The organism is Vampirovibrionales bacterium (assembly GCA_016712355.1).
In the GTDB taxonomy this organism is placed as follows: Bacteria; Cyanobacteriota; Vampirovibrionia; order Vampirovibrionales; family Vampirovibrionaceae; genus JADJRF01.
Genome location: JADJRF010000005.1, coordinates 688,914 through 707,870 on the forward strand (window position 1 = coordinate 688,914; position 18,957 = coordinate 707,870).

An 18,957-nucleotide genomic window follows, 5' to 3' on the forward strand; every position below is an offset into this window, starting at 1 on the left:
GCCTCCCTTCATAGCTTGATTATACGGGCTGCACGCCCGGCGCTCTCCCAAAAGAAAACACCCAGATCCGAAACGGACCTGAGTGGTTGACACGAAGATGAGAAAAATCCAATCTACTTGGACAAGGGAATGTTGACTGAATGTGAGTCCATTATACGAACGACCTCCGAAACGGAAGTCGTCCAAAAGGTGTATCTTTTGCTGCCCAAAGGATTAAAATTCGCCGTTTTAAAACGCCGATGTCGCCAGTTGGGCAAGGGATTCGTCGTAGGGAGGGCGGATAATGCCGCACTCGGTAATAAAAGCGGCGATAAAATTTCCGGGCGTGACGTCAAAGGCCGGATTCAGCACAGGCGTATCTGCCGCAAAAAGGGCCGTATGCTCATGATGGGTCACTTCGCGCGCGTCACGCTCCTCAATCGGGATTTCTGCGCCCGATTGCGCCGAAAAATCAAACGTGGACAGGGGAGCCGCCACATAAAAAGGAATATTATGCGCCCGCGCAGCCAAAGCCAAGGCGTAGGTGCCAATTTTGTTGGCCGTATCGCCATTGGCAGCGATGCGATCCGCGCCGACAATGGCGACATCGACGCGACCGGCCCGCATCAGGCTGGCCGCCGCGCCATCGGGAATAACATGAACGGGGATGCCGTCTTGTCGCAGCTCCCAAGCCGTGAGCTTACCGCCCTGAAGGCGCGGGCGCGTCTCATCGGCCAGAACTGTGATGGCGCTATCACGCTCAAAAGCCGAGCGAATCACGCCCAGCGCCGTCCCGCGTCCGCCGGTGGCGAGCGCCCCAGCGTTACAGTGCGTAATAATACGCGCCCCTTGAGGGATCAGCGTCGCGCCATGCGCCCCAATCGCGTCACAGGCTATGCGATCATCTTCATGAATCGCCTGCGCTTCGCGAATTAAAGCCTCTTGCAGGGCGTCGCGCGATGAGAGGGCTTGAGAATCCGGGCGTTCCCACACCGCGCGCAGCCGCGCCAACGCCCAGTGCAGATTGACCGCCGTGGGTCGCGCGGCCAGCAAATGCGCCGCATCGTCGCTGAGCGCGCGCGTCATCGCCTCAACGGAAGCTGTGGCCCCGCGCGCGCGCTGCGCCCCGAGCGCCAGGCCATAAGCGGCCGCAATGCCAATGGCGGGCGCCCCGCGCACGATCATCCGCGTAATGGCGTCGGCCATTGCCTCCGGGGTTTCAATCGTCAGCCAGCGCGTTTGATGCGGCAGCAGCGTTTGATCCAGCAGGCGCGCGACGTATCGATCGCCAAGGCGCTCCCATGCCACGGGAGACACCCGCGCGCAATGGTGTGAAACGGCCGTCATAAACGGTTATTTATTGCCCGGCTTGAGGAAGTCCGGCAGATCCAGCAAGCGACGCGCCGCTTCTCGCACCGGAGAGTGCGATCCGTGAGCGCCATTACCGGAAACCGCATCGCCATTTTTACGGGGCGGCGGCGGCAGCGGTTGTTCTTCCAGACGCGGCGGCATAAAGGGCAAGCCCTTGGAGCCGGCGGCGTCCGTTGTCGCAGAAGCCACGCCCGCAGGGGCGGAAACAGCAGTTTCAAAGAGCGTCCGAACGCCGGTGGCGGCTTGCCCCGCGCGTTGCTGCTGACTCTTGAGCTGGAAGCCGGTGGCAATCACCGTAATCTGGATTTCGCCCGCAATGCGCTCATCAATGACCGAGCCAAAGATGATGTTCGCGTCCTTATCCACGCCTTCGTAGATAATCTCAGCCGCTTCATTCACCTCATGCAGGGTCATGTCGGGGCCGCCGGTCACGTTGAAGATGACGCCGCTGGCGCCTTCAATCGAGGTTTCCAGCAACGGCGAATTAATGGCCATTCGCGCCGCTTCCAGCGCACGGCCTTCGCCTGAGCCAGTGCCCACGCCCATAATGGCGGAGCCCGCATGGCACATAATGGCTTTGACATCGGCAAAGTCGACGTTAATCAGCCCAGGGACGGTGATAATGTCGCAAATGCCCTGAACGCCGCGCATCAGCACGTCATCCGCCGTTTTGAAGGCTTCGAGCATGGAGGTGCGACGCTCCACCACGTCTAGCAGCTTGTCGTTGGGGATGACGATCAGCGTGTCGACCGCTTCCGAAATGGCTTCCAGCCCTTGCGCCGCCTGTTGCTGGCGACGACGGCCTTCGAACATGAACGGCTTGGTCACAATGCCGACCGTCAGCGCGCCGAGATCGCGGGCGATGTCTGCGACAATGGAAGCGGCGCCGGTGCCAGTGCCGCCGCCCATGCCAGCGGTGATAAAGACCATGTCTGCGCCTTCGAGCGCAGCCATGACGTCATCGCGGCTTTCTTCGGCGGCTTTTTGCCCGATTGCCGGATTGCCCCCGGCGCCCAGACCGCGCGTAATCTTGTGCCCGAGTTGCAGGCGGTTGCCCGTGCCGGACATTTCCAGTACCTGAGCGTCGGTATTCATCGCCCAGAATTCAACGCCGGTCAGACCGTTGTCGATCATGCGATTGACGGCGTTCCCGCCGCCGCCGCCGACGCCGACGACTTTAATGGTGGCGTTCAGACGGCCAATATCTTCGCTTCGCGCGGAAAAAAGCGAGGCGGGCCCATCGTCGGAGAACTTCTCTTTTTGCATTCAAATCGTCCCCTTGAACTACGTGTGCGGGCTATGGAATCGGGCGTGGAATCGCTCGCTTGGCGCGGCATTTCAGCGCTTTTGGCGGCGCAGCGCATGAATTCTCATTCACAGCGCGGAAAGAGTGGCCTATTATCGTCTCAAACAGAAGGGTTTGCAAACAGTTTTTGTGAGAGAGCGGAAAGATTACTAAACATTCGCATGCCAAAAATGATAAACAGGGCCATGTAAAAATCGACATGCGTCAGAAAGCCGATCTTCAAAAAGAAGAACGCGGCCAGCAGATTCACGCCAAAATTGAGCAGGGTCGTGCGCAGGTCAAAGCGCTCTTCGAGATACAGCTTCAACCCGTGGAACAGGGTTTCCATGGTAATGACCAGCGCGACGACCAGATAGACCGAGCGCTCCTCGCTGATGGACGCATCGACGTTCCACGCCAGCGCCAGCCCCGCTCCCAGCCCGGCGAGGGCGCAACCGGTTAAAATTCCCGCGCTTTTCATCGTGGGCTATTATAGCGGCAACCGGCGCCGTCTGACAGACTTCTTTTGTGAAAAATGGCGCCAAAACGCGATCGCGCGTCATCGCATCATCACCGCGCGCGAGGCCACAGAAACAGGAGGTTATAACGATGACCACCCCGCGCGACCATGCCCTCCCCCGGACAGACGCCGAATGGCGGGCCGTTCTGACGCCCGAACAATTCGCCGTCACCCGTCAAAAAGGAACCGAAGCGCCTTTCAGCGGCGCGTATTACGACCATCATGCAGACGGGGTTTACCTGTGCGCGTGTTGCGGACAGGCGCTGTTTGACGCGCAGTGCAAATATGACTCCGGGTCTGGATGGCCCAGCTTCTGGCAGGCGGCTCAGGCAAGCGGCATTCGCCAGACGCCGGATGACAGCCATGGCATGCGACGCATAGAAATCCAGTGCCAGCGGTGCGACGCCCATTTAGGCCATGTGTTTACGGATGGCCCCCAGCCCACCGGCCTGCGCTACTGCGTCAATTCGGCGTCCCTGCAATTTCAGCCGCGATCGGAGAAACCGTTGCAGGCGGATCAGGACGCCTGACGGGCCGAGGGGCTCCATTGCGAGGCGTCTACCGCCGCCGCATGGCTCCAGAACGATTCAAGATCGTAGAATTCACGGGCCTGGGGATGCATCACATGCGCGACCACATCGCCATAGTCCAGTAGAATCCATTTCCCCTGACGATCGCGCTCCTGGCCAATAGGGTGATGCCCCTGTTTGGCAAGTGATTCGGCGATGGCGTCAGCAATGGCGTTAAGCTGCGCCTGACTTTCCCCGGTACAGATTAAGAAATATTCTGCCAGCGTGGTGACAGGGCCCACGCGTAACATGCAAACGTCCCTGGCTTTTTTGGCCTCTGCGGCGTGGGCGGCGCAAACGGCGGTTTCAAAGGCGTTGATGTCGATTGGCGGGGTCAATGCGCACGTTCCTCCTCTCGGTTTGCGGCGTCTGGTGAGCGTCCCTGAGCTCTTTGAGTTGCGCAATCAGATCATTGCGCGCCTCAATGGCCCGTGGATGAATCATTTGGCGCTTTTCCAGCATAAAGGCGATCGTGGCGTCCAGCAGGTACAGCGCGGCGACGTCCAGACTGGCGACGTTGCGGTAATCGAGGCATTCCGTCGTTTTTCGGACAAAGAGCGGGTTGCGCGTGTTGCTTTCAATCTTGTCGGCGATAAACGTGAGTTTCTCAACAACGCTCATGCCGCTACGTCCGGTGGTGTGCGAACGAATGGCATTCAAGACCTCGGGATCGCTCTCGCCAAATTCACGCTCAGCCAGATGCGCGCCGACCAGCGCGTGCAGGGTCTGCGGACATGCCATATCGGCAGCTTGCGTCTCAATGCCGTACGCCTGGCAGTATTGCGCCAGTTCCAGCGGCGACATCCATTTGGCGCAATCATGCAGGAGCGCGCCCATGGCGGCCTGCTCAACCACGGCGTCTGGCAAAGCGAATAGGCGGGCCAGTTCCACCGCTTTTTCGCAAGCGCCCGCGCTATGAGACAAGCGCTCTCGCGACAGGTAACGCCCGAGCCACGCTTGCGCCGCCGTGATTCTGGCGCGCGTCAAGGCAAGAGCCGCTTCTAACTCGCTGGGTGGCGGCGCGGGTTCTCCATGAGCGTCGGGCGAGGCAGGCGCGCCCGGCAAGGCGGAGAGAGCGACGTCTGGCGAGTGGGGCAACGGCAATCCTCTTGTTATGATAACCAGCGCTTTTATTATAGCCCGGAATGGGCGCTTTCGCTATCCCGCAGGAAGCGGATCGAGCAACTGAAACGTCCGCGAGACGCCGACGCAGCGCCCGCTTGCAATCTCCACGCGAAAGCGCGCGGCGTTCACCTGCAAGGTCGGCGTCATCGCCACCTGAAGCCGGGCTGGCAGCGCAGATTTCAGGCGCATCAGCGAGGATTCGGCGTCCATGCCGATGACGCTGTCATGGGCGCCATTAAAGCCGGCATCCGTGATAAAGCCCATGACGCCTTTCAGCACGCGCTCATCGGCCGTCTGGACATGGGTGTGCGTCCCGGCCATGGCGCTGACGCCGAGATCGGCGCAATAGTGCGCCATCGCGATTTTTTCGGCCGTGGCCTCGGCATGAAAATCCAGAAAAAGAATCGGCGTCTGGGCCTTCAACGTCTGAACTACCCGTTCAAGGCGCTCCCAGGGCGAATTATAGTTGCCCATAAAGGCTTGGCCAATCAGGTTAATGACGCCAATGCGAAAGCCATGGACCTCTATTACGCGATGCCCCACCCCCGGCGTGGCGGCAGGCAGATTGTCGGGACGCACGAAACGCTCGGCCCGCTCGACGTAGTGCAGGATATCCGGGCGATCCCAGCTGTGATTGCCGCCGGTGATAATATCAACGCCCATGGCAAGCAGTTCGTGATAATGCTTTTCGCTCAGGCCAAAGCCGTGCGTCACGTTCTCGCCATTGGCAATCACGACGTCCGGGCGGCAATCCGGCGCCAGCGACGCCAGATAACGGCGCACAGCCACTCGCCCCGGTTTTCCGACCAGGTCGCCAAAAAACAGAATATCAAGCGTCTTCGACGCAGTTGCAGCCATAAGTAAGGATCATGGCGCAATGCGACAGAAAAGAAAAGACGCTTAGCTCAGAATTTCTTCCAGCGTCATCTCGTCAGCGTCGGGCGCTTCGGCGGGCGCCTCTGCAGCCGCGGCCAGATTGCCCGAGCTGAGCAGGCTGCGGACTTCGGCTTCGATCTTGGCGAGCAGGTCCGGCGTTTGCTGCAACATGTCGCGCACGCGTTCGCGGCCCTGACCCAGTTTTTCATCTTTATAAGCGTACCAGGCGCCCATTTTCTTGATGACGCCCAATTCGGTGGCCACATCAAGCACGCAGCCTTCTGAGGAAATCCCCTGACCGAACAGGATGTCGAATTCGGCGGCTTTAAAGGGCGGGGCAACCTTGTTCTTCTTGACGCGCACCTTGACCCGGTTACCGTATTCCACGCCGTCTTTTTTGAGGGTTTCCGTGCGACGAATATCCAGGCGCACGCTGGCGTAGAATTTCAGCGCGTTGCCGCCGGTGGTGGTTTCCGGGTTGCCGTACATAACGCCGATCTTCTGGCGCAACTGGTTAATGAAGATCACTGAGGTTTCGGTCTTGCCGATAATGCCGGTGAGCTTGCGCAGGGCCTGGCTCATCAGCCGCGCCTGAAGGCCCACGTGCGAGTCGCCCATTTCGCCGTCAATTTCGGCCTTGGGAACCAGCGCCGCGACCGAATCGACCACCACCACATCGACCGCGCCCGAGCGGACGAGTTGCTCGGTAATTTCCAGCGCCTGCTCGCCAGTGTCGGGCTGGCTGATAAGCAGCGCGTCAATATTGACGCCCAGACGCCGGGCGTACTCGGGGTCGAGCGCGTGTTCCGCGTCGATAAACGCAGCGATGCCGCCCGCTTTTTGAGCTTCGGCGACAATGTTGAGCGTCAGGGTGGTCTTCCCGCTGGATTCCGGGCCGTAAATCTCAATGACCCGTCCGCGCGGCACGCCGCCGACCCCTAACGCCAGATCCAGCGACAGGGCCCCGGTGGGAATGACTTTCAGCGCCATGGAGGCGCGATCGCCCAGACGCATGATGGAGCCTTTGCCATATTCTTTTTCGATTTTCTCCATCGTCAGATCCAGCATGCGCAGCTTTTCACGATCCAGCTGAGAGGCAGGGCCCCCCACGCCCGGTTTTTCTGTTTTGTCGCGAGACGTTTCCTTGACGGCCATTGACGCAAACTCCTGTCGAACAAGCACAAAACCGCCCGCTCTCATCCGTATCCAAATCTATCGGGCGAATCGAAAATTTATTCTAATATCATACACGAAACTTTCGTAAAGGGGTGTTACGTTTTGAGATATTTCCAAGCCCCGGGGCAAGGCCGCCGCCGGGAGGATTTGACGAGGAGCGCGGGTCTATACTAGAGTATGCCCTACGTCGTTGGCCTTGCGTCAACGGCTCGCCGCGCGGAAGTGGTGAAATTGGTATACACGCATGTTTCAGGAGCATGTGGCCGTGAGGCCGTGGGGGTTCAAGTCCCCCCTTCCGCATTTTTCGCCTTTTTAAGGTATACAATACTCACATGGGCAGCGCCGACGTCCTGACGCGCGCGCTGGGTCAATTTTTCCGCTGGAGGACGCTCCGATTCGCAGCATGCCGCCCAAGCCCCCGGAATCCAAGGGGCCGCAACTTCTGACGCCACGTATCAAGTGCTCTGAAGTTCGTTTGATTGATGGGGACGAACACCATATTCTGACCCGCGCCGAGGCCGAACAAATGGCCGAAGAGCGCGGCCTGGATCTGGTGGTGATGAACCTCAGCACCTCGCCGCCGGTCGTGAAACTGGCCGATTACGGCAAGTTCAAGTTCGAAGCCGAGAAAAAGGCGCGCGAAGCCAAGAAAAAACAGCATGTGACGGCCATCAAGGAAATCAAGATGGGCATTCGCATCGACGATCATGACTATGGCGTCAAAACCAATCGCGCGCGACAGTTTCTGCTGGAAGGCGATATCGTTAAATGCTCCATCCGCCTCAAGGGGCGCGAAGTTCAGCATTCGAGTCTGGCATTTGACTTGGCTCGCCGGTTTGTAGCAGACTTGGAAAACGTCGGCGCGCTTCAGGGGATGATCCGTCTGGAGGGCGCGCGCAACATTACCCTTCACCTTAATCCCACTCGCGCCGCCGCGCCCAAACCGTCTGAGGCTGCGGCCAAACAGGATTCCGACGATGCCTAAAATGAAGAATCACAAATCCGCCACCAAGCGCTATCGCGTGACCGGCACCGGTAAGGTGACGCGCAAACAGGCGGGCCGCGGCCACTTGAACCAGAAAAAAACCTCGCGGCGCAAACGCAATCTGGATCACAAGGTCTTGGTGCATTCGGCCAATCTCGAACGGGTTTGCGCCGAGCTGCCCTATCCGCAATATTGCCGTTAAGCGGCGCGCGCCTCGCGTTTTTGCTTTCGCTCCCGGTTTTTCCCCTCCCCCCTTATCTGTAAGGATTGTCCCCGATGTCCAGAGTCAAAAGAGGAAATGTTTCCCGCCAGCGCCATAAGAAAATTCTGAAGCTGGCCAAGGGCTTTCGCGGATCGCGCGGCAAACTGTTCAAGGTTGCCAACCAGGCCGTGATGAAGTCGCTCAAGTACGCTTACCGCGATCGGCGTAATCGTCGTCGCGAAATGCGCGCCTTGTGGATTCAGCGCATTAATGCCGCCGTACGCGAACATGGCTTGTCTTACAGCCGCTTTATCGGCGCGATGGCCAAATCCGGCGTGACGCTTAATCGCAAGCATCTGGCCGAACTGGCCGCCCGTCAGCCGGAAGCCTTTGCGCTGGTCGTTCAGCAGGTGAAAACCGCCATCAGCTAGGCATTCTTTTTCCTGTCGCTTTTACCCAAACGCCCTCCCGGTTATGACGGGGAGGGCGTTTGAGCAGAAACTGGCTTTCAGCAGGGCGCGCGTTCACAATGCGTTTAGCGGTCCCAGGGGCAGTCGTCCGCCTTGCGGTACATGGCTTCCAGTTCATAGGCCACTGCGTGCCATTTACCGCCCGCTACCGTGATGCACTCGCCGTCTTCGGTAAATTTGTACATGCCCAACGCGCCGACAGATTCTCCGCGAGGCTCGCGGCGCGCGACGGCGGGCGAGGAGGGCTGGCCCTGTCCCGCGCCGGGCGTTTGCGGGGGGCGCTGTTGCTGTTGCAATTGGCTGCTGAGATAGGCGTCATATAGATCATAGACGCTCTTTTCACGCGGGGGCTGATGAATCCCCCGGCGCTCGTCTTCTTTCCACTCGCGCCAGTTGTTTTCCTGAAGCAAGGCGTAAATGGCGCAATCTGCTTCCAGTATAGCCTCGTCGGCCTCGCTCCCGTCGTCAGAATCGCCGTCGGCGGCGTCGAGATCCGCCAGGAGGTCCGCGTCGTCATCCTCATCGAGATCAAAGACGTCGCCGACGCTGGCCAGATAGCGTTCGATTTCGCGCATGCGGCTTTCGACGGCTGAACTCGACAACTGCGCCGCCACGTCCGACGCCAGACGCTGATCCAGCGCTTCGCGCAGTCGGTGCGGGTTGAGCAGGCGCACGAGGGTGTTGACCAGGCTTTGATAAATCGTATCCAGTGTCATCACGCAGGCGTATCCTTCTTCTCTCGACGTTTCTGTGACCATCCGCGTTTTTTGGGGGGGATAAGCGGCGCTTGGCGGATCGCGCGTTTTTACGAATTAGGCAAGCGTTTAGGGGGCAGCACTGAGGGTGAACGTCGGTTATCGTGCGTCTCAGAGGCGAGTGACGTTTTATCGTCTCGTATTAGCCGGCTCTGGAGGGAAGCGCTCCCGACGGGGGCGGCGGGCGCTTCCCAGTCTCGCTGAAAGAGCTCATTGAGCTCGTATGCCACGGCCTTGTAGCGATTTCCTTCCAGAACCATGCACTCGCCATCGGGCAAGAATTTGACCATGCGCTCGCGCTGCGGTTTTCGCCCTTCCACGCAATAGCGCATGTAGGCGTCAGCGATCTCAGCGCGGCTTCTCTCGGGAGCGTCGTCTCCCACAGGACGCTCGTCCTCCGGGTCGCAGTCGCTCCAGCGGCTTTCTTCGAGAAACCACTCGATGGCCAGATCCGCATCGCGCATCACCCAGGGCGCAGCAGGTTGCGTAATGGCGCGATAGGCGCTGCGCCGCTGCGGGGCGTTGAGACGCGTCATCGTCCAGTCATAGGCCCACGAGAAGAACCCCACCAGCGCCCAATAGCGCAGTTCGGCCAGTTTCTCGCGCAAGCGCGCGATGGCGCCGCCGCTGCTGAAAGATGCTTGCATACCGCGTCTCCCCTCTTGCTGACAATCGCTCGGTGACTCTGCTGAATAGCGTAATGAGGTCTGCGGGTTTTGCAAGATTGCCCCTCGGTCCCTGCGTTACAAGGCGTTAACGGCGGGCAAAAAGCTGCGCGGGAAGCCGGTCAGACTTCCCGCGCAACAGTGGGATGAAGGCGGAGAGACGTTAGACGATGTTGATGATAGCCTGTAACACTTCGCTTTGCGTTCGCACCACGCGGCTGTTGGCTTCCAAGCCCCGCTGCGTGATGATCATGTTAGAGAACTGCCCCGCAAGGTCCACGTTCGACGTTTCCAGAGAGCCGCTGGTCACGCCGCCCCGGTTGCCGGTGTTGGGCTGGCCAAAATACACCGTACCGGAGTTGGCCCCGGGCAGGAAGTTATTGCTGCCGTCGTACACCAGACCCGCCGGATTGGTAACCGTGGCCGTCTGCACGTTGAGTTGCATCCCTTGCATCGCGACGCCGCCGGGCGGCGCGTTAAACACGTTGAAGCCGGTAATTTGATCCACAATGCCGGAATCGGTTAAAGGCTGCGAAGACACGCCGTTTCCGTCGTTATCGGCGCCATACGTGCCGCCTTCTGCGGGCATGTGGATAATTTCGGTGCGCGTCGCCGAGGGATTGACCGGGTTAATCGTCCCCTGATCCACCCGAACAGTGATAATATCGCCGTTAGAATAGGTCGCAGAGATGGATCCGTTACGTCCCACGCTGAAATTGACCAGACTGACGGTCGCGATGTTCTGCGACACGGTGCCCGCCGTCTGCTGTAGCGCGATGGTCGCCGCAGGCGTGCCAATCTGGGCGAAGTGCGTGCCAATGACGTTGGCGGTGGCGTTCATATCCTTAACGATCAGCATTTCTTGCGGAATGTTGACGTTGGTTTGCGTGGTCGGCAAGCTGCCGGACAGTTGGGCCGTCCCTCGCACGCGGTTACCCGCCGCCGTCACGAGATTGCCGTTGGAATCCAGGCTGAAGTTGCCGGCCCGCGTCAGATAGTAGGCCGTATTGCTGGTGCCCAGGTTGGGGTCAATGCGCTCGACCACGAAAAACCCGCTGCCGTTAATCATCAGGTCGGTCGATCGGCCCGTGTACTGGGTGCCGCCCTGGCTGAAGTCCACGGGGATGTCTTGTACCAGCGTCCCGTTACCGATCTGCTTGGGATTGGTGCCGCCCAGCGAGCCGTTGGGCGTCGTCCCGCCGGACAGCGTGTTGGAAAACACGGTGGCGAAGGTGACGTCGCTGGATTTGAAGCCGATCGTGTTGACGTTGGAAATGTTATTGGAAATCACGTTCAGGCGCGTCTGATTCGCCCGAATGCCTGAAACGGCTGAATATAGTCCTGCTGTCATGAATGGGGTTCCTCCGGTCTCTCTCTCTGCCTGTTGGGGAATGTCACCGTCTAACTGGCGGCGTTGGCGTAGATTTGTTGAATTTGATCGACGGCGTACGCCTTGCCGCCTACGTTGATATTCACGCTGTCGGCGCTGATTTTGACGCTATCGACCCGTCCGCGAATGAGCGAGCCGTCGGTCGCCTTGATATCCACGGTGCGTCCCACCAACGAGCCCGCTTGTCCAAGCAGGTTGGAGGACTTCATCACGCTGAGCATCTGGTCGGTTTTTTCCAGCTGGGCGAATTGCGCCTGTTGCGAGATGAATTGCGCGTCTTCAATAGGGTTCATCGGATCCTGATGGGTCAATTGCGCCATCAGAAGCTTCATAAACGCGTTGCTGTCCAGCTTGCCGGTGCCGACGTTGCCGCGCCCCTGCTGGTATTGCATGCGCGTGGTGTCGGTCTGGAGCTGTCTGATAATGTTTTGAACGTTGACCACAAGGGGTTCCTCCCAATTAACCGATTTGAATGTCTGACTGATTTATTTCTCTCTCTTTCTTTAAGAAAATTTCTATCAGGCCAATACGCTGACGCGCCCCGAAACGCGGGTGGCCGCCAGAGGGTCGGCGTCGCGACGCCCGTCGCCGAGAAAACGCTCAGCCGCATGGGTCGCCTCTGAACGCGATGGGGCGTCAGGGCGCGCATTGCCGTGAAAAGCGCGCGCATCGTGCTGGCGAGAGCCGCCATGGCCTTGCTGTTGAGACTGTTGTTGCCAGGCTGCGCTAAACGCCTCATCGCGGCGACCCCCATGAGCGCCGCCTGAGCCGTCAGACAGACTGGACTGGGCGGACTGACCCTGAGACGTCCATTGCCCCGACTGTCCGGATTGCCCGAAATCGAAACGCGCGCCCTGCCCGTCGGCGCTGGCGCTGACCGCGCGGCTGTGGCAGGCCACCTGAATCCGATCGACCCGCACGCCCTGGCTTTCAATCGATCGGCGCAGCGCGTCTACGTCTTGCAACAGCGCCTCACGCGCTTGTTCAGTGACGGTTTCCAGGCGAACGGTGACGCCATGGCGTCCGCTGGCGCTGAGCTGCGCCCGCACCTCGCCCAACGATTCGGGCTTCAGTTGCAGAATCACTTCTTTACGGCCCGACGCCATGGCGTCCTTCAGATGCGGGGCGGCTTGGGCGGCAGCGGAAGCGTGCGTCGACCCAGCGCTTTCAATCGTTACAGCGCCGGAAGCCGCATGAACGCTCGATCCGCTGGCGGCGACGGACAGCGACGGCGCTGGCGACAGCGACGGCGGGGTCGATTCTGGCCCAGAAACTTCACGGGAAGACACGTCCAGAGAAGATGCGCGAGCAGCGTCGCCCGACAGGCCTTCAAACGCTTTATGCGCCGATTTTTCAGATGACGAAAGCGTTTCCTGAGAATGGGCCGAGGTGGAAAGCGACGCATAAGACGAGGGCGGCGCTTTGGAGACGTTGACAGAAACGACCGGCGCGGGCGCCGCCTGTTCCGGCGCGGAGGACGAGACCCGTGCGGCGTTGGCATCCGGCGCAGACGCGGGAGTCCCTGTCTCCTTCAGAGCCAGCCCCAATTCAGGCGGCGGCGTTTTCGCCAGCGTTTGATCCTGGATTTGCTGAACCTGTGCGGTCGCCCTTTGCGCCGTCAGCGCAGGAGAAAGCGCCTGTGTCGGCTGCTGAGGCGGCGTCAGCCGCTCAGCGCCGGGGGCAGAGGGCGCCATCATGCCAGAGTCGGAGGCGACTGATTTTGAAGGAGACGATTGCCATGGGGTTGGCGCGCTCTCAGCCGTCGCCTGGAGGCTGTCGGACGCAGGGCCGCTCAGCGACAAATCGCCTGTCAGTACGGGGGCATCCGCCTGTGCGGCGGCGAAAGCGTTCGTCACCGCCGAAGTCTGGCTGGCATGCGTCTGGGCGATGACTTGTTGCGCGATGGCGATCCCGGGCGGCAGGGGAGACGCGAGGGACTGCAAGCGCGCCGCCGCCGCGCGATCCAGACCGGGCGGAACATCGGGAATGGACGTTTCGCGAATGGACGTTTCCGGAGTCGAGCTGGGAGCGCGACTCGATCGAGGCGACCCAACAGAGGCCGACTCAGGCGATGGCCCCGCTGTCTGCGTCGCGAACGCCGCAGGCGTAACGGGCGAGGCGATGGGCGCGATTACCGGGACAGACGCTTGCGGCGTCGAAACGATTGCTGGATGCGCCGGAGGATTGGGCGTCGCGGGCGGCGTTTTTTCAGGCGCAGGCGCGGGGGACTCATTGCCGACAACCGGCAAAGCGCCATCCGAGACGGGATCTGACGGCTGAGAAGCAGGCGCGTCGCCTTGTACAGCGCGCTTTTCAACAGATTTTTCAGCGGGTTTTTCAGCGAATTTCTCAGGGCGGATGTCTCCCGCCGTTTCATCGGGCGCGGCGGCTTCCCGCGTTTGGACATTTGTCACGGGCGCGTGTTCAGAGGCCGCGTGCGGCGACTGCTCACGCGTCACGCCTGGCAGGTCGGGCGCAGCGCTTACCTGCGCATCAGGAATCGCCTGAGATGTCGGCGCCGTTGCCGGCATCACGGCCAGCGCAGCCGGATCGTGAGCGCCGCAGGCGATCGTTGGCGCAGGCGCGGCATTCAGTCCCGCCGTCGTCTCAGAAGCGGCGTTTTCGGGAGGCGGCGGCGTCGAAACAGCCACCGGCCCCGGCGTCAGCGCAAGGAGCGAAGCGCTAATGGAAAGCGCCAGCGCAGGACGCGCCGTGAGCGGCGAGCCGTTAATCGGGGCGAGCGCTTGAATCGGCGTCTCGCCGGGCGTTACGGGATCCATGATCGTCTGCGAGGCGTCTTTTGACATCGCCGCAACGGGCGTTTCAGCGGCGGTGAGCGCAGCCGGCGCGCTGAGCGTCGCCGGGGGCGTCAATAGCTTTTGCAGCAAGCCGTCAAAAACTTGCGCCAAGGCCTGCGTCTCGCCGCCAGCGGGCGCGGCGGCGGCGTCAGAGGCGAGCCCTCCCCCCAAGGCGGGAAGCGGCGGCAGTTGCGCGTCGATGGGCGTCATCAAGCCTGCAATATCCCCTATTCTCTGACTCTGAATCCCCTGCGGATCGCCGCTTACGTGCGGGCGAGTCGCAATAACGTCATTTCCGACAGAAATTTCTCTTCTTCTTTGAGTAAAAAGGCGTTAAGCCGTTTGGCCTGCTTGTCCTTGAGCAATTCGAGCGATTTTTTGCGGATCATGGCGGCTTTGAGTTCTTCGCGAACGGCGTCGAGTCGTTTTTCCTGCTCGGCCAGATCGCGCTGACGATCGCCGCGCTGGGTCTTCATCCGCGCCAGATAACCGCTGAAATTCTCCGAAGACGCCATCGGCAACAGGCCTTCTTCGGACAGGCGGCGGTAATCGACATAGGAGGTTTCAATGGCCGCATCGATTTCAGCGATGCGCCCGAGAATCTTCAAACGGCGCGATTCTTCCGCCGCCACACGGTGCTGGACGTCTTCCAGCTCGCGGGCGCGAAAGTCCAGCGCGCTTTGCAGCCTGAATTGAAATGGTCGCGTCGAAATGATCGCATCCCCTTCGCTTCGCGTCTGATCAGGCGTCGCCCCGATGGGCGCGCGTTTTTCAAGACAAGTGGTTTTTCTCTCTCTGTGGCGTCATGTTTAGCGTAGCGCGCCGCGCCCGCTCTGGCCTCGTTCAGTCGGTGGATTCCATGAGAAGCAGGGGGCAGAACGGGCCTCGTCCTGCGTCCTGCCTTTGTGACAGCCTTCTGCCAAGCCTTCGCCCGCGACGACCCGGGTATGGTCGCGCAATCCCCTCTTACCCGGCGTTTTAGTTGTCAGCACGCCCCCTGTTTTCAAACCCCTCACAAAGATGCTATATCAAGAGGAAGATCCGCCATGTCCCCGTCAACCGTTTTGGAGCCGCCCGTGACGCTTTCCGCCGCTTTTACCCCCCGCACCCGCTTTTGCGGCGATGTTGACGCCAGCGTCGAGGGGCAAACGATTACCGTCAACGGCTGGGTGCAGGTCAGCCGGGATTTAGGCGGCATCATCTTTATTGAAGTGCGCGATCGCAGCGGTCTGCTGCAAGTGGTTGCCGATCCCTCGCGGAATCCCGAAGCGCACCGCGCCTTCAGCGGCCTGCGCAGCGAAGACGTGGTCTCCATCAGCGGACCGGTCACGCGGCGCCCTGCAGACACCGTCAATGCGGCGCTTGCATCCGGTGAGGTCGAGGTCTATCCCGAGCGCGTGGAAATCATCAACCGCGCCAAGCCCCTGCCGTTTCAAATCGACGATGAGGCCGACGCCGTCGATGAGCAATTGCGCCTGAAGTACCGCTACCTGGATTTACGCCGCCCGAAAATGCATCGCGCCATGCGCCTGCGCCATGAGCTGGCCCAGGCCGTGCGCCGCACCCTCAACGCTGCGGGATTTCTGGAGCTGGAAACGCCCATTCTGATTAAAGCCACGCCTGAGGGCGCGCGCGATTATCTGGTGCCCAGCCGCGTGCATGCGGGTTCGTGCTACGCCTTACCGCAGTCGCCGCAAATCTTCAAGCAGTTGTTTATGCTGGCGGGCATGGAGCGCTATTACCAGATTGCGCGCTGCTTTCGCGACGAAGACCTGCGCGCAGACCGTCAGCCGGAATTCACGCAGATTGATATCGAAATGGCCTTCGTCACGCAGGAAGACGTCCTGACGCTGGTAGAATCGCTGGCGCGCGAGATGTTTGCCGTTGCGGGCGTGTCCGTATCCCTGCCGCTACCGCGCATGTCGTGGCATGACGCCATGGGCCGCTTCGGCTCGGACAAACCCGACTTGCGCTATGAGCTGGAATTTGTCGACCTGACCGACGTGTTTGTCGCCAGCGATTTCACCGCCTTTCGCGCGCCCGCGCAATCGGGCGGCGCCGTCAAAGCCCTGCGCGTCGCTGGCGCCGCCGACTACAGCCGCAAAGAGCTGGATGACTTGCAGGATCAGGCCCGCGCCTTTGGCGCCAAAGGTCTGGCCTATATCGTGTATGCCGCCGAAGGGCTCAAGTCGCCCATCCTCAAATATATGAGCGACGCCGAAAAGGCCGCCATTACTGAGCGAACCGGCGCGCAAACCGGCGATGTCGTCTTCTTTATGGCCGACGCCTTCGTCAAAGCCTGTGCGACGCTGGGCCGTTTTCGCGAACACTTTGCCCGTCGCCACAATCTGATCGACCCTAATCGCCATGAACTGCTGTGGGTCGTGGATTTCCCCATGTTTGACGTGGATGACGAGGGCCGCCTGTCGCCCAATCACCACCCGTTCACCTCGCCGCGCGTCGAAGATGCCGCCCTGCTTGAAAGCGCGCCGCAAACGGCGCTGGCCCAAGGCTACGATCTGGTCTATAACGGCAACGAAATCGGCGGCGGGTCCATTCGGATTCACCAGCGCGAGCTTCAGGCCCAGATTTTCCGCCTGCTGGGGCTCAGCGAAGAAGAAGCCCGCCAGAAGTTTGGCTTTCTGCTGGAAGCCTTCGAGTACGGCGCGCCGCCTCATGGCGGCCTGGCGCTCGGGTTTGACCGAATCGCCGCGTTGTTGTCCGGCGCTGATAGCATTCGCGACGTCATTGCCTTTCCTAAAACCAACAATGCCGCTTGTCCGCTCACCGACGCGCCCTCTGAGCCCAGCGCCCAGCAATTGCGAGAACTGCACATGCAGTGGGCCCCGACGCCGGCCAAGACCCCGAGCAAATCCAAAGCCTAGGGCGCGCGCGTTTTTTCGCCCGAAAAACCACTTTGAATCTGCGCGACGGGAGGGTTCAGCGCGCTTGTTTCGCGTGGGCGCGCCGAGATTCGATGAGGCCCTCGTCGCGAGCTGACGCCGTTTTTTGTTAATTTATTGTTACTGAAAAATCCAGGGACCTGCGTATGGTTTCAGTAGCGAAGCGAGACGCCCCCTGGCGTTAAAAAATGTAACAGAGCGGGCGATTTTCTAAAGCTTTGCGCGGGCTCGTCGATAGCTCACCGTGTCACAGCGTTGATGTTATCACCTGCATCCATTCACCCAGTGGTTTAACGAGGCGTTGATAGAAGAGGGGGAACCGTCTGTGTTCCGGGAAGTGGTCATGAGCTGGAATTTAACAGGTAACCGGTCTGCGAAAGCCGCTCAGGCGCGCTCGCTGTCCGACGAACTCACTTGTCAGGCTGAAGCCTTGATACGCCAATCGGCGCATCCCAGACAAGGCGACAATTTGCAGTATCGCGCCATGGATTTACTCGCTCAGGCGCTGGAGCATGAACCCGATCATGCGCGCGCGCTGGCCCTGCTGGCCCGCGTCAACCTCGATCGCGCCCGCTTTGACAAAGCCCGCTCGCTGGCCTTCAAGTCGCTCTCATTCGAGCCCCAGCAAGCCGCTGCGCCGCTGACGCTGACGCGCATCGCGCTGTTTCAACGCAATGCGGGCGAAGCCCGGCAATGGGGCTGGCAAGCCTTGCGCTTCAGCAAAACGCTGGGCGACACGCACATGGCCTTGCGGCTGTTGGCCCGCGCCTATGACGTCCGAACGCCCGCGACCTTTCTCATGGCGTTTCTGTTGTGGGGAGCCGCCTTCTGCGCTGGGCTGGCGGCAGGCATAGGAAGCATGCGCGAACTGCCCGGCGTCTGGGGCCCCCTGCTGCTGGCAGGATTCCAGGCGCTGAGCGCGCGGTTTCATCATGACGACGACGCCGAGAGGGTCGTTTGGCAATCCCTGCACGAACGCTTCCCCGGTCTCAACGGCGTGCAGATTCGTCTGGCCGACTTATGCGCGACGCGCGGCATGCTCGACGAGGCGCAATACTGGTATCGTCGCGTCCTTAAACGCAATCCGCTGAGCGCGCTGGCCTGTGATCGGCTCGCGACCCTTTTTGAGGCGACGGATCGCCATGAAGACGCCATCGCCCTGCTGGAGCATCTGCTGACGCTCGCCCCGCAGCGCGCCGACGCGTATCGCCGTCTCGGCGATCTGTACGCCGCGCTGGGCGATCTCGAACAGGCCAGCGGCTATTATCAAACGTTTTTACGCTCGCAGGCGCATCCGCGCGATCGCGCACTGCAAGCCGTGAATCTGGCGCATTTGTATCACGACCTGCTTGATAATCCGCAGGCGGCGCAACTGGCCATGCTCAGCGCCATTGCCGCCGAACCGCGGCAGACGGATCACTATTTGCAACTGGGCGCTTACTATTACGAAGCAGGTCAGTTCGCCGATGCCGAACGCGTGTACGCCGACGCCCTGCGGTTGGAGCCCGACAACCTGCAAGCGCTGGCGTGTCTGGGATACTTCAAGTGGCAGACCGGCGAGATTGACGCCGCCGTCGACTACTATCTACGCGCCATCGACCGCGATCCCTCATACGATATCGCCTATAACAATCTCGGCGTGATTTATCTGGATCATCTGGGTCGCGTGCGCGATGCCATGGCGCTGTTTGAGCGCGCCATCGGGTTGAATTCCGGGTACGCGCTGGCATTCTATAATCTGGGACGCGCCCATCGCTTTATGGGTGAGCGCGAACGGGCTGTTCGCTGCTTTGAACGCGCTCGCCAAGTCAACGACGTGACCGGCGAACTCGACGACTCGCAGCTCGACACGCTGATTCACGCGCTGTCACAAGCCGTCGAAGGCTGA

General features: G+C 60.6%; 19 protein-coding genes and 1 tRNA gene. 7 read left to right on the forward strand and 13 right to left on the reverse strand.

Going from position 1 to position 18,957, the window contains the following annotated elements; all coding sequences use genetic code 11:
• Window positions 1-228 precede the first annotated feature (228 nt).
• The 3 genes from mtnA to IPK79_04570 all read right to left on the reverse strand — a co-directional run bounded on the left by mtnA (window position 229) and on the right by IPK79_04570 (window position 3,116).
• Entirely contained in the window at window positions 229-1,326 is a 1,098-nt protein-coding gene (mtnA, locus tag IPK79_04560) for an S-methyl-5-thioribose-1-phosphate isomerase (protein ID MBK8189702.1), read from the reverse strand.
• A gap of 6 nt (window positions 1,327-1,332) precedes the next feature.
• Window positions 1,333-2,616 carry a cell division protein FtsZ gene (gene ftsZ, locus IPK79_04565; GenBank protein MBK8189703.1) on the reverse strand — a complete coding sequence of 428 codons (1,284 nt, stop codon included), beginning with the start codon at window positions 2,614-2,616 and terminating at the stop codon, window positions 1,333-1,335.
• A 140-nt stretch (window positions 2,617-2,756) separates the two neighbouring features.
• Complete coding sequence (locus IPK79_04570; GenBank protein MBK8189704.1) at window positions 2,757-3,116, reverse strand: DUF1290 domain-containing protein; 360 nt, start codon at window positions 3,114-3,116, stop codon at window positions 2,757-2,759.
• A 128-nt stretch (window positions 3,117-3,244) separates the two neighbouring features.
• Here IPK79_04570 and msrB point away from each other — a divergent pair, with 128 nt between their 5' ends.
• Window positions 3,245-3,685: a peptide-methionine (R)-S-oxide reductase MsrB gene (gene msrB / locus IPK79_04575; protein MBK8189705.1), complete on the forward strand. Its 441-nt coding sequence runs from the start codon at window positions 3,245-3,247 to the stop codon at window positions 3,683-3,685.
• Here msrB and rsfS read toward each other — a convergent pair.
• The 4 genes from rsfS to recA are packed head-to-tail and all read right to left on the reverse strand — an operon-like array spanning window position 3,673 to window position 6,880.
• Window positions 3,673-3,975, reverse strand: coding sequence for a ribosome silencing factor (gene rsfS / locus IPK79_04580; GenBank protein ID MBK8189706.1), 303 nt, complete (start codon window positions 3,973-3,975; stop codon window positions 3,673-3,675). The genes msrB and rsfS overlap by 13 nt on opposite strands.
• A 55-nt stretch (window positions 3,976-4,030) precedes the next feature.
• A complete protein-coding gene (gene yqeK / locus IPK79_04585; protein ID MBK8189707.1) occupies window positions 4,031-4,822 on the reverse strand; it encodes a bis(5'-nucleosyl)-tetraphosphatase (symmetrical) YqeK in 792 nt (263 codons plus the stop codon).
• A 60-nt stretch (window positions 4,823-4,882) separates the two neighbouring features.
• Entirely contained in the window at window positions 4,883-5,707 is an 825-nt protein-coding gene (locus IPK79_04590) for a YmdB family metallophosphoesterase (GenBank protein ID MBK8189708.1), read from the reverse strand.
• A 42-nt stretch (window positions 5,708-5,749) separates the two neighbouring features.
• Window positions 5,750-6,880, reverse strand: coding sequence for a recombinase RecA (gene recA / locus IPK79_04595; GenBank protein MBK8189709.1), 1,131 nt, complete (start codon window positions 6,878-6,880; stop codon window positions 5,750-5,752).
• Window positions 6,881-7,117: 237 nt separating this feature from the next.
• Between recA and IPK79_04600 the strand changes: the two genes are divergently transcribed.
• The 4 genes from IPK79_04600 to rplT all read left to right on the forward strand — a co-directional run bounded on the left by IPK79_04600 (window position 7,118) and on the right by rplT (window position 8,519).
• Window positions 7,118-7,201 (forward strand) — tRNA-Leu (locus IPK79_04600).
• 103 nt (window positions 7,202-7,304) lie between these two features.
• Window positions 7,305-7,886: a translation initiation factor IF-3 gene (locus IPK79_04605; GenBank protein MBK8189710.1), complete on the forward strand. Its 582-nt coding sequence runs from the start codon at window positions 7,305-7,307 to the stop codon at window positions 7,884-7,886.
• Window positions 7,879-8,088 carry a 50S ribosomal protein L35 gene (gene rpmI, locus IPK79_04610; protein ID MBK8189711.1) on the forward strand — a complete coding sequence of 70 codons (210 nt, stop codon included), beginning with the start codon at window positions 7,879-7,881 and terminating at the stop codon, window positions 8,086-8,088. The genes IPK79_04605 and rpmI overlap by 8 nt, the downstream gene beginning before the upstream one ends.
• Window positions 8,089-8,162: 74 nt before the next feature.
• Entirely contained in the window at window positions 8,163-8,519 is a 357-nt protein-coding gene (rplT, locus tag IPK79_04615; GenBank protein ID MBK8189712.1) for a 50S ribosomal protein L20, read from the forward strand.
• Window positions 8,520-8,623: 104 nt separating this feature from the next.
• Here rplT and IPK79_04620 read toward each other — a convergent pair whose 3' ends face one another.
• From IPK79_04620 to IPK79_04645, 6 genes are all read right to left on the reverse strand, one after another.
• Window positions 8,624-9,277 carry a hypothetical protein gene (locus IPK79_04620; protein MBK8189713.1) on the reverse strand — a complete coding sequence of 218 codons (654 nt, stop codon included), beginning with the start codon at window positions 9,275-9,277 and terminating at the stop codon, window positions 8,624-8,626.
• A gap of 86 nt (window positions 9,278-9,363) precedes the next feature.
• On the reverse strand, window positions 9,364-9,960 hold the full coding sequence (locus IPK79_04625) for a hypothetical protein (GenBank protein MBK8189714.1): 597 nt from the start codon (window positions 9,958-9,960) through the stop codon (window positions 9,364-9,366).
• A 181-nt stretch (window positions 9,961-10,141) separates the two neighbouring features.
• The gene (locus tag IPK79_04630) at window positions 10,142-11,329 is read right to left on the reverse strand and encodes a flagellar hook-basal body complex protein (protein MBK8189715.1); all 1,188 of its coding nucleotides are present in this window, start codon (window positions 11,327-11,329) and stop codon (window positions 10,142-10,144) included.
• Window positions 11,330-11,379: 50 nt separating this feature from the next.
• Complete coding sequence (locus IPK79_04635) at window positions 11,380-11,811, reverse strand: hypothetical protein (protein ID MBK8189716.1); 432 nt, start codon at window positions 11,809-11,811, stop codon at window positions 11,380-11,382.
• A gap of 75 nt (window positions 11,812-11,886) precedes the next feature.
• Window positions 11,887-14,376 carry a flagellar hook-length control protein FliK gene (locus IPK79_04640; protein MBK8189717.1) on the reverse strand — a complete coding sequence of 830 codons (2,490 nt, stop codon included), beginning with the start codon at window positions 14,374-14,376 and terminating at the stop codon, window positions 11,887-11,889.
• Between the two features lie 53 nt (window positions 14,377-14,429).
• Window positions 14,430-14,798, reverse strand: a complete 369-nt coding sequence (locus tag IPK79_04645) for a flagellar FliJ family protein (protein ID MBK8189718.1) — start codon at window positions 14,796-14,798, stop codon at window positions 14,430-14,432.
• Window positions 14,799-15,212: 414 nt separating this feature from the next.
• Here IPK79_04645 and aspS point away from each other — a divergent pair, with 414 nt between their 5' ends.
• A complete protein-coding gene (aspS, locus tag IPK79_04650) occupies window positions 15,213-17,051 on the forward strand; it encodes an aspartate--tRNA ligase (GenBank protein MBK8189719.1) in 1,839 nt (612 codons plus the stop codon).
• Window positions 17,052-17,394: 343 nt separating this feature from the next.
• The gene (locus IPK79_04655; GenBank protein ID MBK8189720.1) at window positions 17,395-18,957 is read left to right on the forward strand and encodes a tetratricopeptide repeat protein; all 1,563 of its coding nucleotides are present in this window, start codon (window positions 17,395-17,397) and stop codon (window positions 18,955-18,957) included.

What these genes read in the sequence shown, in the direction of transcription:
- IPK79_04570 (MBK8189704.1), bottom strand. Translation starts at nt 3,116, where the DNA reads ATGAAAAGCGCGGGAATTTTAACCGGTTGCGCCCTCGCCGGGCTGGGA.
- IPK79_04640 (MBK8189717.1), bottom strand. Translation starts at nt 14,376, where the DNA reads ATGACGCCCATCGACGCGCAACTGCCGCCGCTTCCCGCCTTGGGGGGA.
- ftsZ (MBK8189703.1), bottom strand. Translation starts at nt 2,616, where the DNA reads ATGCAAAAAGAGAAGTTCTCCGACGATGGGCCCGCCTCGCTTTTTTCC.
- rpmI (MBK8189711.1), top strand. Translation starts at nt 7,879, where the DNA reads ATGCCTAAAATGAAGAATCACAAATCCGCCACCAAGCGCTATCGCGTG.
- rsfS (MBK8189706.1), bottom strand. Translation starts at nt 3,975, where the DNA reads ATGTTACGCGTGGGCCCTGTCACCACGCTGGCAGAATATTTCTTAATC.
- IPK79_04605 (MBK8189710.1), top strand. Translation starts at nt 7,305, where the DNA reads ATGCCGCCCAAGCCCCCGGAATCCAAGGGGCCGCAACTTCTGACGCCA.
- aspS (MBK8189719.1), top strand. Translation starts at nt 15,213, where the DNA reads ATGTCCCCGTCAACCGTTTTGGAGCCGCCCGTGACGCTTTCCGCCGCT.
- IPK79_04590 (MBK8189708.1), bottom strand. Translation starts at nt 5,707, where the DNA reads ATGGCTGCAACTGCGTCGAAGACGCTTGATATTCTGTTTTTTGGCGAC.
- mtnA (MBK8189702.1), bottom strand. Translation starts at nt 1,326, where the DNA reads ATGACGGCCGTTTCACACCATTGCGCGCGGGTGTCTCCCGTGGCATGG.
- rplT (MBK8189712.1), top strand. Translation starts at nt 8,163, where the DNA reads ATGTCCAGAGTCAAAAGAGGAAATGTTTCCCGCCAGCGCCATAAGAAA.
- msrB (MBK8189705.1), top strand. Translation starts at nt 3,245, where the DNA reads ATGACCACCCCGCGCGACCATGCCCTCCCCCGGACAGACGCCGAATGG.
- IPK79_04630 (MBK8189715.1), bottom strand. Translation starts at nt 11,329, where the DNA reads ATGACAGCAGGACTATATTCAGCCGTTTCAGGCATTCGGGCGAATCAG.
- IPK79_04625 (MBK8189714.1), bottom strand. Translation starts at nt 9,960, where the DNA reads ATGCAAGCATCTTTCAGCAGCGGCGGCGCCATCGCGCGCTTGCGCGAG.
- recA (MBK8189709.1), bottom strand. Translation starts at nt 6,880, where the DNA reads ATGGCCGTCAAGGAAACGTCTCGCGACAAAACAGAAAAACCGGGCGTG.